This window comes from Desulfuromonas carbonis, from assembly GCF_054658035.1.
Genome location: NZ_BAAHXR010000002.1, coordinates 338,602 through 350,644, shown reverse-complemented (window position 1 = coordinate 350,644; position 12,043 = coordinate 338,602). Strand labels below are relative to the sequence as shown.

The window sequence follows — 12,043 nt, the reverse complement described above, 5'->3', positions numbered from 1 at the left end:
CGGTCTAAAGGTAGAATAAACGACATGTCGCAATCGATTCCCATGACCCGTGAAGGCTATCAGCGCCTTCAGGAAGAACTGAAACGCCTGATCCGCGTCGACCGTCCGGCGGTCGTCCAGGCCATCGCCGAGGCCCGTGGCCACGGTGACCTGTCCGAGAACGCCGAGTACGATGCCGCCAAGGATCGTCAAGGGTTCATCGAGGGACGCATCAAGGAACTCAACGACAAGATTGCCCGGGCCCAGGTTATCGATCCCGCCGAACTCGAATCAGACAAGGTCGTATTCGGGGCCACCGTCACCCTCTGTGACGCCGATTCCGGCAACGAGGTAACCTATCAGATCGTCGGTGAGGACGAAGCCGACATCAAGGGTGGCAAGATCTCGGTCACCTCGCCGGTTGGCAAGGCCCTGATCGGCCATCGTCTCGACGATGAGGTCCGGATCAAGGTCCCCTCGGGGATCAAGATTTACGAATTGATCGACATCAAGTACGAATAGCGCCGGGAGCGACCGAGAATCGAGGTTGTTCCCGATTTCCAACGACAGGAGTGACTGCCATGGCAGACCAGATCACCAAGGACATGACCTTTCACCAGGTGCTGAAGATGAGCCCCGAGGTTGCCAAGGTTCTTGGCAAATATCATCTCGGCTGCGTCGGCTGCATGGGGGCCATGAACGAAACCCTTGAGCAGGGCGCCATGGCCCACGGCCTGGATGTCCAGGATATCCTGCGCGACCTGAACGCCATCTTTGCCTGAACGGGGAGGGGAGATGCCCCCGAACCCTCCGTCCCCCCATAGTATTGATCCCCTTGCCACTCCCCTGACCGAAGTCAGGGGAGTCGGTCTCAATCTGCAGAAAAAACTTGCCAAAATAGGCCTCCAGACAGTTGAGGATGCGCTTTACACCCTTCCGCACCGCTACGAAGATCGCCGGGAATTAAAAAAAATCGCCCAGTTAATACCAGGGTTTCAGCAGGTGTTCGCCGCTGAAATTCTCGCCGCCGCCGAGACCCAGACCGCCAGAAGTCGCAAGCGGCTGTATGAAGTCGTGGTTGGCGACGGCACCGGGCAACTGGTTCTGAAATGGTTTCATTACCGCCGCGACTGGATGAAGCAGCGATTCACCCCCGGCACCCGGCTATTGATCATCGGCGAGGTCAAGCGCTTTGGAATGACCCGCGAAATCCATCACCCCGAGATCGAATTTTTTCCGCCGGGACAGACTGTGGAGGGATTGCTGGCCGCCGATCCCCTCAATTTTGGTCGCATCCTGCCGGTCTATCCCCTGACCGAGGGGCTTTCCCAGAAAGTCGCACGCAAGCTCTGGAAAGAGATCGTCGACCGCTATGCCCCGCGGGTCGAATCGCGACTCCCCACCCGCTTATGCCAGAAACGCCGGCTGCTTCCCCTGGCCGAAGCAGTGCAACTGGCCCATTGGCCAGACACTGAATCCCGCATTGAAGAACTGGAAGAGGGGAGGGGCCGGGCTCGCCGTACTCTGGTTTACGACGAATTTTTTTTCCTCGAACTCGGCCTCGCCCTGAAACGCCAGGGGGTGGTTCTTGAACCGGGCATTCCCTTCAAGGTCACCCACCGCTACACCCGACAGCTTGCCCAGGCCTTGCCTTACCGGTTAACCAATGCCCAGCGCCGGGTGCTTGGCGAAATCAAGAACGACCTGATGGCGCCTCACCCCATGAACCGGCTGGTCCAGGGGGATGTCGGCAGCGGCAAGACCATTGTTGCCCTGATGGCGGCCCTGCTTGCTTTCGAAAACGACACCCAGGTGGCGGTGGTGGCTCCGACCGAAATTCTTGCTGAGCAGCATTTTTTGCAATTCCATCCCTGGCTCGAAGCTCTCGGCCTGAGAGTCGCCCTGCTTACCGGCTCCAAGCCAGCCAGGGATCGACGTAAAACTCTGCAGAATATTGCGGACGGATCATTGCACATGCTGGTAGGAACCCATGCCATCCTCCAGGAAGGAGTCGAGTTCAAACGCCTCGGCCTCGGAATTGTCGATGAACAGCACCGCTTCGGGGTACGCCAGCGGGGAATTCTGCGGAAGAAGGGTGAAAATCCGCACATTCTGGTAATGACTGCTACACCGATTCCCCGCACTCTGTCCTTAACCCTGTATGGCGATCTGGCCTTGTCGGTGATTGACGAACTGCCACCAGGCCGCACCCCGATCAGGACCCAGGTGCTCAGTGAAGCGGCTCGGCCCAGGGTCTATCAGCGCCTAAAAGAAGAAATATCCGCAGGGCATCAGGCGTATATCGTCTATCCACTCGTCGAAGAGAGTGAAAAGAGCGACCTGTTGGCCGCCACCGAAGCCGCAGCAATGCTCGATCGCGATGTCTTTCCCGAACAGTCCCTCGGCCTCCTTCATGGCAGGATGAAACCCGAAGAGAAGGAGGCCGTAATGAAAGCGTTCAAGGCGGGAGAGATTCAGGTTCTGGTCGCCACAACGGTGATCGAGGTGGGTATTGACGTCCCCAATGCGACGATGATGGTGATCGAACATGCTGAACGTTTTGGCCTGGCGCAGTTACATCAATTGCGGGGCCGGGTAGGGCGGGGGTCCGCAAGAAGTTCCTGTATCCTCCTTCGGTCCAACCGCTGCAGTGAAGAGGGGCGGCTGCGCCTTCAGGTGTTGGAGGAGTCGAGTGACGGGTTTCGGATTGCTGAAGCAGACCTCGAAATTCGTGGCCCAGGAGAGTTCCTCGGTACCAGACAGGCAGGACTTCCAGATTTCAGAGTGGCTAACCTGCTTCGAGATGGACGAGTGCTGGAAGAAGCAAGAGAAGACGCCTTTGATCTTGTCAGTGAGAAGGGGTTTCTCACCAATCCTGCCTATGACATGCTCCGGCAGGAACTCGTAAAACGTTGGGGAAGCCGTCTCGAGCTGGCGAACATTGGCTAGATCGCCAAAAAATACTTCAAGTCATTTCTGGAAACCATTCTCATGTAAAAGTTTTTCCTTTGTTTTTAAGTTATTTAATATTTTACTTTAGCTTTTGGTGAACCTTAGCCAGGAGCGCCAATGGTTTCCTAGTGATAGGCAACCGGATCGCATGACAGAAGCAGATCGGACGAAACTCCACATCCACCGGCCTCCCCGGTTGTCCCCATGCGCTATCGGTGCGGTCAAGGTTGGCCATTGTCTCTCCGGACACTCAACAGCGGTGGCTTAAGCCCTTTGACCTCAACGGAGGGGTGCCGTCCTGGTGCCCCTCGGCCACTTCTCCTGATCAGCAGTGTCATTATTTTACGTCGCATAAGATATATTATGTTACCTAGGGTTTTTAGGTAGCCCGGCAGGAGGCCCCCTGTGAGCCTCCTTCGCCCCCAGCTGCTCGATCACCTCTCAGTAACCCCTCTCGATGACGGTCTGGTGGCCGTCACCATTCACCTTCCCGCCGATCTGGTCCGCGACTACTGCCGCTTCCTCCAAACTCTCGTCGGCTTCTTCACCACCGTTCAGAACAAGACCACCATCGCTCAGGCCGAACAACGCGCCAAGTCCTATGCGCTGAATCAGCAGGCGCAGCAAACCCTTGCCGCCTACCGCTCCCGCGTAGTCGATGCCTTCGACCGCTACACCTCCCAGGGACTTATCCGCAAAGAAGCGATTCAGAGCATCGCCGCCGAGCTGCGCGCCGATCAGCACCCCTGGCGCTCGGCTGACCTGGTGCGGATCACCCTGGTCGAGTGTGACCGCGGTGGCCGTTTCTCCCCGGCAAGGAAATGATTACCGGCAATCTGCATTTTTCCGAAACCCCCGGCATCTGAACCTATACTCAACCCTCAACCGACAGGAGAACGCTCGCCTGAGGGCATATCTGGCAGTCGGCAATTTATCCAACGAAAAAGGGACCGGCATAAGCCGATCCCTTTTTCGTTCGTTGGTCGGGGCGAGAAGATTTGAACTTCCGACCCCCTGCACCCCATGCAGGTGCGCTACCAGGCTGCGCTACGCCCCGTCAATCAACGAGTCGCGATTATCAACAATTTGCTTGCGCTTGTCAAGGAGAAACTAACCCGTTCAAAATGAAAATCGAAGGAAACTTTCCAAGAGTTTTCAATAAGATACAGATTACCGTGGACGCTTGTCGATCACTCTTTGCGCCTTGCCTTCATGGCGTGTGATCGATGAAGGTTCCACCAGCTTAACCTTGGCGCCAACCCCCAGGGTCGATGCCAGCCGCTTTTCGACAAGGTCGACAAACGCCCGTTGGCGTTTCATTTCATCGAAGAAAATCCCCTCGTTGACCTCGACATGGACCTCCAGGACATCCATGGCACCCACCTTGTCGACGACGAGCTGATAATGGGGCTCACACCCTTCAACCTGGAACAGGACTTCTTCGATCTGGGTCGGGAAGACATTCACCCCCTTAATGATCAGCATATCGTCGGAACGTCCCATGGTCTTGGCCATGCGGACATGGGTTCGGCCACATTCACAGGGAACGTAATCAAGGCGGGTGATGTCTCGGGTCCGGTAACGGATCATCGGGAAGGCTTCCTTGGTGATGCTGGTCAGCACCAGTTCCCCCACCTCCCCCGGCCCCTTGCGTTCACCGCTATCCGGATCAATGATTTCAGGAATGAAATGATCCTCGAAAATATGCATGCCACATCGATAAAAACATTCACCGGCCACCCCCGGCCCCATCACTTCACTGAGACCATAGTTGTCAGTGGCAATGATGCCGAGACGCGCCTCCAACTCTCGGCGCATTTCCTGGCTCCAGGGTTCCGCCCCGAACAGCCCCACCCGCAGGTTCAGGGTTCCTGGATCGATACCGAGCTTCTCCATGCGGTCGGCGATGGTCATCGCATAAGAAGGAGTGCAGACCAGCGCAGAAGATCGATAGTCCTGCATGATCATGATCTGCTTGTCGGTGTTGCCGCTCGACATCGGGATGACCGAGGCGCCGATGCGCTCGGCTCCGTAATGAAGACCAAAGGCCCCGGTGAAAAGCCCGTAACCGAAGGCGACATGGACGATATCGTCCTCGGTAACACCGGCAGCGGTCATGAAACGCGCCGCCAGTTCGGTCCAGGTGTTCAAGTCGGAGCGGGTATAACCGACGACCGTCGGCTTACCGGTCGTTCCCGAGGAAGAATGAATGCGAACCACTTCCCGCAGCGGCACGGCAAACATGCCGTAGGGATAGTTCTGCCGCAGGTCTTCCTTGTCGGTGAAGGGGAACTTGACAAGGTCGGAAAGAGTAGACAGATCGGTAGGAACGATACCGAGGGCGTCAAACTTCTGCCGATAACAGGGAACGTTCTGGTAGACCCGTTCGAGGGTGGCACGCAGGCGGGTGAACTGGAGAAGTTCGAGCTCCTCGCGGCTCATGCACTCATGGACGGGATCCCAGATGCGCAAAGCTCCCGCCAACTCCGGATCGATAACTTTTGATTCGGCCATAGAAATTCGGGCTCTACATCAAGCAGACCCGCTCACCTTCCAGGACATTGACCCCATTCTCAACCAGCACCCGGATCGCCTCCTCCGGATTGTCGAACCGGAAAATGATGACGGCGTTCTCGCCACAGCGCTCGACAAAGGCATACATGTATTCGACGTTTACTTCGCCCCGGTCGAGGATTTCGAGAATGCTGAACAGGCCGCTGGGTCGATCGGGAACTTCGACCGCCACCACTTCGGTCTTACTGACCGTAAATCCTTCGGCCTTGAGGACCGACTTGGCGAGATCGACACGGTCGACGATCAACCGTAAGATCCCGAAATCCGAAGTGTCCGCAAGAGAGAGGGCCCGGATGTTGACACCGGATGCTCCTAAAATCCGGGTAACTTCTGCCAGGCGACCCGACTTGTTTTCAATAAATATGGAAATCTGCTCGACCTTCATAAAGCGCCTCCTTCCGGACAGGGAACGACTCAGCTCTGCGGGGGACGGTTGTCGACGACGCGCCTGGCCTTCCCCTCGCTGCGTGCGATGGTCTTCGGTTCAACCAACCGCACCTTGCAGGTAACTCCAAGCAGGTCTTTGATTTCCTTGCGAATTTTGCTACTCAAATCCTGCAACACCTTGATCTCGTCGGAAAAGGTCTGTTCATTGACCTCGACCTGGACTTCGAGGGTGTCGAGCTTATCGTCGCGATCGACGATCAACTGGTAATGGGGCTCGATCCCTTCGATCGTCATCAGCACGCTCTCGATCTGGGACGGAAACACATTGACCCCGCGGATGATCAGCATGTCGTCGCTACGGCCACTCATGCGCTCCAGACGCAGGTGGGTACGACCGCAGATGCAGGGTTCGGGAATCAGGCGGGTAATATCCCGGGTCCGGTAGCGGAGCATCGGGATCCCCTCCTTGGTGATGGTCGTGATCACCAGCTCCCCCCGATCTCCGACCGGCAGAACTTCGCCGCTGTCAGGATCGATAATCTCGGGGATGAAATGATCTTCCCAGATATGCAGGCCTTTTTGTGCCTCGATACATTCAATCGCGACCCCGGGTCCGAGGATTTCGGAAAGACCATAGATATCGATCGCCTTGATGTTCAGCTTGTTCTCGATCTCCTGGCGGATCGACTCACTCCAGGGTTCGGCCCCGAAGATGCCGACCCGCAGCTTGAGTTTGCGGATATCGATCCCCTCTTCCGCCGCCGCTTCTGCCAGGTAAAGGCTGTAGGAAGGGGTGCAGGTCAGGACCGTGGAACCGAAGTCCTGCATGATCATGATTTGCTTTTTGGTGTTCCCCCCGGACATGGGGATGACCGAAGCACCGAGGGTCTCGGCGCCGTAATGGGCCCCCAGGCCACCGGTAAAGAGTCCGTAACCGTAGGCGTTATGGATCACATCCCCGCGGTGGGCACCGGCCGCTACGAAGGAACGGGCCATCAGCTCGGCCCAGGTCTCGATATCGCGCCGGGTGTAGCCGACCACGGTCGGTTTGCCGGTGGTACCGCTCGAAGCATGGATGCGAACAATCTGTTCCAGAGGAACGGCGAACAGGCCATACGGGTAGTTGTCACGCATGTCCTGTTTTAGCGTAAAGGGGAGCCGCCGCAGATCGTCAAGACTGCGGATCTGGTCGGGACGGACGCCGGCCCTGCGAAAGCTCTCCTGGTAGAAAGGGACCGTGGCACTGACCCGCTCGACGGTCTGTCGCAACCTCTTGACCTGCAGATGTTCGAGCGCCTCCCGCGGGAGGGTTTCGAACTCGTCATTCCAGAACATCGCTCGCCCCTTTCTTCGTTAACAGGTCCGTCCGAGCTCGAAGGCTTTTACGTTCTCCGCCAGGAACCGGGCGGGAACCATTTTTTCCAAGGCCCGCTGCCAGTACTCCTCCTTGATTTCGAGTTGCCGGGAGACGGCGCCGAGCAGCACGGTATTGGCAGCGCGGGGATTCCCGGCCCGCTCCGCCAGGTGCTGCCCGTCGACCAGCAGAAAATCGGGGAAGCGCTGACGAATGATGTGCGGCAGGTCCTGGGGATAGGCTTGCTGCCCGGAGAGGACTGCCGGCGGCGGGATCTGCAGGTCGTTGGCAATGACCTTTGCCCCCGAATGCAACAACGGCAGGGCCCGGCACGTCTCCATCAGTTCGAAACCGAACAGCACGTCCCCCTCCCCTTCCGGCACGATCGGGGAGAAGACCTCGCTACCGAAACGGACATGAGAAACGACGCTGCCGCCACGCTGGGACATGCCGTGGATTTCGCTCTTCTTGACATCGTAGCCGGCAAGCATGCAGGTTTCCGCCAGGATTTCAGAGGCCAGCAAGATTCCCTGGCCACCGACACCGACCAGCAGGACATTGGTGATGTCACGTGTCATTTGGCCCTCCCGATGGCATCGAAACGACAGAGTTGGCGGCAGACACCGCAGCCGTTGCAGAGGAGCGGGTCGATATGGGCAACCCCCTTCTTTCCCTCTCCGGGTTGCCAGATGATGGCGGGGCACCCGATTCTCAGGCAGGCACGGCAGCCGGTGCATTGCGCAGCATCTACCTCGAGCAGTGGGCCGGTTTCGTAAACGCCGGGTCGCTTGACCAGGACACAGGGCTTGTTGGTAATGACCACCGACGGTTCGGGGCGGGCCATCTCCTCGGCGATGGCCGCCTTGGTTTCAGCAAGGTCAAGGGGATTGACAGTGCGGATATGCCGCACCCCCAGAACGCGGCAAAGTTCAGCAAGATCAACCGGGGGAGCATCCTGGTTCATCAGGGTGTAGCCGGATGCGGGGTTGTCCTGGCGACCGGTCATGGCCGTGATGCGGTTATCGAGGATAATCAGGGTTGTCGGCGCCTGGTTATAGACCATGTCCATCAAGCCGTTGATCCCGGTGTGGAGGAAGGTCGAATCGCCGATAACGGCGACGACCTGTCGCTTCTCGGCGTCCGGCACCACCTTGACGACCCCGGTGGCATTACCGACGCTGGCGCCCATGCAGACGCAGGTGTCCATCGCCGAAAGAGGTGGCATGAAACCAAGGGTATAGCAGCCGATATCGCCGGTGACATAGGCCTTTAGCTGGTTGAGAGCATAGAAGACCCCGCGATGGGGGCAGCCCGGACACATGTTGGGCGGCCGCGGCGGCAGTTCGGGCAACGCCGTCGCCCCGGCAGCGACAGGAGCCGGGATCAGCCCGAGGGGAGCCAAGGCAGCGCGCAGAATCCCCGGAGTCAGCTCACCACAGAGGGGGAGCAGGTCCTTGCCGCGGCAGGCAATCCCCATCGCCCTGATCTGTTCCTCGAGGAAGGGATCGAGCTCTTCGACGATCAGCAACTGGTCGACTTTGGCCGCGAATTCGCGAACCACATCCTTTGCCAGCGGGTGGACCAGGCCCAGCTTGAGGGTCGAGGCCTGCGGCAGGACTTCGCGAACGTAGTTGTAACAGACCCCGGAGGTGATGACGCCAATACGGGTATCCCGCATTTCCATGCGGTTACAGGCGAGATTTGCCGCAGCCAGCTTGACCAGCCGCTCTTCGACAAACGGGTGGCGGCGGCGGGCATTGCCCGGCAGCATGACCAGCTTGGCGGCGTTGCGCTCAAGCCGCGGTTCGGGCAGACCGGAAACCGGCTCATCGAGCAGCACCAGCGATTTGCTGTGGGAAATCCGGGTGGTGGTCCGCAACATGACCGGGGTATCGTACTGTTCGGAAAGCTCCAGACCGAGGCGCGTGAAATCCTTGCATTCCTGGGAATCGGACGGTTCCAGCATCGGGACCTTGGCGAACTTGGCGTAATTGCGATTGTCCTGCTCGTTCTGGGAGGAATGCATCTCCGGGTCGTCGGCTGTGACCAGCACCAAGCCGCCGCGGACCCCCGTATAGGAGAAGGTAAAGAGCGGGTCAGCCGCCACATTGACCCCGACATGCTTCATGGTGACCAGGGCGCGGGCGCCGCCGAAGCTGGCACCAATGCCGACTTCGAGGGCAACCTTTTCATTCGGGGCCCAGGAGGCGTCAATCGTCGGGTAATTGACAACATTCTCCAGGATTTCGGTGCTTGGCGTCCCGGGATAGGCCGAAGCGACCCGCACCCCGCCTTCGAAAGCTCCGCGAGCGATCGCTTCATTGCCTGAGAGTATTGCTTTTTCCATACAATTAAGTGTCCTTCGATGGATTGCCTTGCCGGATGGTCCGCGACCGGAGCAATGGCTAAAGATAGTGAATATAGTTTAGTGTCAAAAAGAAGTCAATTTAATCAAGCCTCTGCGTAATTCTGGCGTGTTCAAGCAGGAGCCCTTCAAGGAGGCCAAAATCACTGACTGTCAGGCTCTCTCTGGAAAAAAGGCGAAGCAGCTGCAGAACTATCATCACCCCGGGAAGAATCAGGTCACCCCTCCCCTTTTCCAGTCCCGGCAGGCGCTCCCTCTCAGCCACGTCGAGTTCGCCAAGACGCCTGGCCCAGTTCTGGAGATCATGCTGCGTCAGGAGCAGATTGTTTACCCGCCGCCAATCGTATTTTTCCATGCCGAGCTGCAGGGCGGCGAGGGTCGTGACGGTTCCTGCCGTGCCAACCAAAAGCGTGCGCTTGTCCTGGATCAGGTCCAGGAGATTAGCCCTTCGCAGGTCCCGCTGCAAAGTGTCCAGGCAGGTTTCGATTTGCCGATATTGCATTGACGGGTCGCCCCCTTCTTCACAAAGCGAGACGACCCCAAGCGGATAGCTGCGATGAAACAGGCGTCTCCCCTCCGCGACCAGGATGAATTCGGTACTGCCGCCGCCGATATCGAATATCAACGCATGGGAAGGTTTCGGATCCAGCGCAGCGAGAACGCCGGTCGCGGCCAGGTAGGCTTCTTTTTCGCCGTCGACAACGTCAACAACCAGACCGGTCTCACGTTGGATTCTTGCGACGAACGCCTTGCCGTTTTTAGCGCGACGCAGAGCCGCAGTTCCAACGGCGGCCACCCCGTCAACCCTGGCGGTGGCAAGTTCCGCGGCACACTGTTGTAACGCAAGTAGGGTCCGCTCCATTGCTTCAGAAGCCAGACCCTCATTGCTGGTGATCCCGCCACCGAGACGGGTCACTTTCCGGAAATAATGCAGGGGAAGCAGGGAACCATCGCCAGTCACCGATGCAAGCAGCATCCGCACCGTATTGGACCCGACATCTATGGCGGCAAACATTTATGGTTCTTCCGCAGAATTTGTGGGTAAACAGCAACCCCGGGATGGGGGCTGAGCAGCCTACCGGTTGCTGAAAAAAGCGCATCCCGATTCCAAGTCTGGCATTATGGACGTCGACCAAGACTACCCCATAACCAGGCGGAGGAAACCGGGATGCTGGTCAAGTCTATCCTGAATCGGGTCCAGAAGCATAGTGGTTTTGTCTACGGCTCCTCTCGCTGGCGGGAACAGGGAAAAGCCACGGTCCTTGATATCGATATCCGTCCCCGAGACGGTAGCCGTCCGATCTGCTCGGGCTGCGGGCGCAGCGCCCCAGGCTACGACACGTTGCCGGTTCGGCGCTTTGAGTTCGTCCCGCTGTGGGGCATCGCCGTCTTCTTCGTCTATTCCATGCGCCGGGTTGACTGCCCGCGCTGTGGCGTCAAGGTGGAAAAGGTCCCTTGGGCCGAAGGGAAGAATCACCTCACCACCACCTATGCCTGGTTCCTGGCCCGTTGGGCGCGACGGTTGTCCTGGAAGGAGGTCGGCGACGTCTTCCAAACCTCCTGGGACAACGTCTTTCGCTCGGTCAAGATGGCCGTCGCCTGGGGCTTGGCCCACCGCGACCTGGAGAACGTCACCGCCATCGGCATCGACGAGATCGCCTACAAGAAGGGGCACAACAGCTACCTGACCGTGGTCTACCAGATCGACGCCGGCTGCCGTCGCTTGCTGTGGATCGGCAAAGAGCGGACCCAGAGGACCCTGCGGCAGTTCTTCAAGGAATTCGGCGCTGAGCGTACCGCCCGGCTCCGGTTCGTCTGCAGCGACATGTGGAAGCCGTATTTGCAAATCGTGGCGGCGGCGGCCGGAAAAGCGCTTCACATCCTGGACCGTTTTCACATCATGAGCCAGATGAACAAGGCTCTCGATAAAGTTCGCGCCCAGGAGACCCGGGAGCTGAGGGCCAAGGGAGAGCAGCCGGTACTCACTCGCAGCCGCTGGTGCATCCTCAAACGCCCGGAGAACTTGACCGACAAGCAGGGCGTCAAGCTGAAGGAACTGCTGGCCTGCAACCTCAAGACGATCCGGGCCTACCTGCTCAAGGAGGACTTCCAACGGTTCTGGCAGTACCAGCGGGCCGCTTGGGCCGCCCGATTCCTCGACGAGTGGTGCCGGCGCACCATGCGTTCCCGCATTCAACCGATGAAGCAGGTGGCGAAGATGCTGCGGTCTCATCGGGAATTGCTGCTCAACTGGTTTCGCGCCCGGGAGCAGATCGCCCTGGGAGCTGTCGAGGGTCTTAACAACAAAGCGAAAGTGACCTGTAGAAAAGCGTACGGTTTTCGCAGTTACGAGGTCCTAAAAATCGCCTTGTATCATACACTTGGCTGCCTACCCGAACCGGAAGGCACCCACAGATTCTGCTGACGAGCCA

11 protein-coding genes and 1 tRNA gene are annotated in these 12,043 nt (G+C 58.4%); 5 read left to right on the top strand and 7 right to left on the bottom strand.

Annotated features, from left to right (window positions below; genetic code table 11):
• The first annotated feature begins 24 nt into the window (after positions 1-24).
• From greA to ACYQ8E_RS03885, 4 genes are all read left to right on the top strand, one after another.
• Entirely contained in the window at positions 25-501 is a 477-nt protein-coding gene (greA, locus tag ACYQ8E_RS03900; protein WP_066727206.1) for a transcription elongation factor GreA, read from the top strand.
• Positions 502-560: 59 nt separating this feature from the next.
• Positions 561-761 (top strand): DUF1858 domain-containing protein, encoded by a 201-nt coding sequence (locus ACYQ8E_RS03895; RefSeq protein WP_066727204.1) that lies wholly within the window; start codon positions 561-563, stop codon positions 759-761.
• A 13-nt stretch (positions 762-774) separates the two neighbouring features.
• On the top strand, positions 775-2,928 hold the full coding sequence (recG, locus tag ACYQ8E_RS03890) for an ATP-dependent DNA helicase RecG (protein WP_066727202.1): 2,154 nt from the start codon (positions 775-777) through the stop codon (positions 2,926-2,928).
• Positions 2,929-3,336: 408 nt separating this feature from the next.
• Positions 3,337-3,756 (top strand): hypothetical protein, encoded by a 420-nt coding sequence (locus ACYQ8E_RS03885; protein WP_066727200.1) that lies wholly within the window; start codon positions 3,337-3,339, stop codon positions 3,754-3,756.
• A gap of 155 nt (positions 3,757-3,911) precedes the next feature.
• On the opposite strand, the gene ACYQ8E_RS03880 is transcribed toward ACYQ8E_RS03885, so the two are convergent.
• From ACYQ8E_RS03880 to ACYQ8E_RS03850, 7 genes are all read right to left on the bottom strand, one after another.
• Positions 3,912-3,988: transfer RNA gene (locus tag ACYQ8E_RS03880), tRNA-Pro, on the bottom strand.
• A gap of 113 nt (positions 3,989-4,101) precedes the next feature.
• Positions 4,102-5,403 (bottom strand): phenylacetate--CoA ligase family protein, encoded by a 1,302-nt coding sequence (locus tag ACYQ8E_RS03875; protein ID WP_066729771.1) that lies wholly within the window; start codon positions 5,401-5,403, stop codon positions 4,102-4,104.
• Between the two features lie 55 nt (positions 5,404-5,458).
• Positions 5,459-5,890, bottom strand: a complete 432-nt coding sequence (locus ACYQ8E_RS03870; protein ID WP_066727199.1) for an ACT domain-containing protein — start codon at positions 5,888-5,890, stop codon at positions 5,459-5,461.
• A gap of 29 nt (positions 5,891-5,919) precedes the next feature.
• Positions 5,920-7,227, bottom strand: coding sequence for a phenylacetate--CoA ligase family protein (locus tag ACYQ8E_RS03865; protein WP_459860143.1), 1,308 nt, complete (start codon positions 7,225-7,227; stop codon positions 5,920-5,922).
• An 18-nt stretch (positions 7,228-7,245) separates the two neighbouring features.
• Positions 7,246-7,824 (bottom strand): indolepyruvate oxidoreductase subunit beta, encoded by a 579-nt coding sequence (locus ACYQ8E_RS03860; RefSeq protein ID WP_459860141.1) that lies wholly within the window; start codon positions 7,822-7,824, stop codon positions 7,246-7,248.
• Entirely contained in the window at positions 7,821-9,593 is a 1,773-nt protein-coding gene (iorA, locus tag ACYQ8E_RS03855; protein ID WP_459860139.1) for an indolepyruvate ferredoxin oxidoreductase subunit alpha, read from the bottom strand. The genes ACYQ8E_RS03860 and iorA overlap by 4 nt, the downstream gene beginning before the upstream one ends.
• Positions 9,594-9,693: 100 nt before the next feature.
• Positions 9,694-10,626 carry a Ppx/GppA phosphatase family protein gene (locus tag ACYQ8E_RS03850; protein ID WP_459860138.1) on the bottom strand — a complete coding sequence of 311 codons (933 nt, stop codon included), beginning with the start codon at positions 10,624-10,626 and terminating at the stop codon, positions 9,694-9,696.
• Between the two features lie 153 nt (positions 10,627-10,779).
• Here ACYQ8E_RS03850 and ACYQ8E_RS03845 point away from each other — a divergent pair, with 153 nt between their 5' ends.
• Positions 10,780-12,036 carry an ISL3 family transposase gene (locus tag ACYQ8E_RS03845; RefSeq protein WP_066726437.1) on the top strand — a complete coding sequence of 419 codons (1,257 nt, stop codon included), beginning with the start codon at positions 10,780-10,782 and terminating at the stop codon, positions 12,034-12,036.
• The last annotated feature ends 7 nt before the right edge of the window (positions 12,037-12,043 follow it).

What these genes read in the sequence shown, in the direction of transcription:
- greA (WP_066727206.1), top strand. Translation starts at nt 25, where the DNA reads ATGTCGCAATCGATTCCCATGACCCGTGAAGGCTATCAGCGCCTTCAG.
- ACYQ8E_RS03895 (WP_066727204.1), top strand. Translation starts at nt 561, where the DNA reads ATGGCAGACCAGATCACCAAGGACATGACCTTTCACCAGGTGCTGAAG.
- recG (WP_066727202.1), top strand. Translation starts at nt 775, where the DNA reads ATGCCCCCGAACCCTCCGTCCCCCCATAGTATTGATCCCCTTGCCACT.
- ACYQ8E_RS03870 (WP_066727199.1), bottom strand. Translation starts at nt 5,890, where the DNA reads ATGAAGGTCGAGCAGATTTCCATATTTATTGAAAACAAGTCGGGTCGC.
- ACYQ8E_RS03865 (WP_459860143.1), bottom strand. Translation starts at nt 7,227, where the DNA reads ATGTTCTGGAATGACGAGTTCGAAACCCTCCCGCGGGAGGCGCTCGAA.
- ACYQ8E_RS03860 (WP_459860141.1), bottom strand. Translation starts at nt 7,824, where the DNA reads ATGACACGTGACATCACCAATGTCCTGCTGGTCGGTGTCGGTGGCCAG.
- iorA (WP_459860139.1), bottom strand. Translation starts at nt 9,593, where the DNA reads ATGGAAAAAGCAATACTCTCAGGCAATGAAGCGATCGCTCGCGGAGCT.
- ACYQ8E_RS03850 (WP_459860138.1), bottom strand. Translation starts at nt 10,626, where the DNA reads ATGTTTGCCGCCATAGATGTCGGGTCCAATACGGTGCGGATGCTGCTT.
- ACYQ8E_RS03845 (WP_066726437.1), top strand. Translation starts at nt 10,780, where the DNA reads ATGCTGGTCAAGTCTATCCTGAATCGGGTCCAGAAGCATAGTGGTTTT.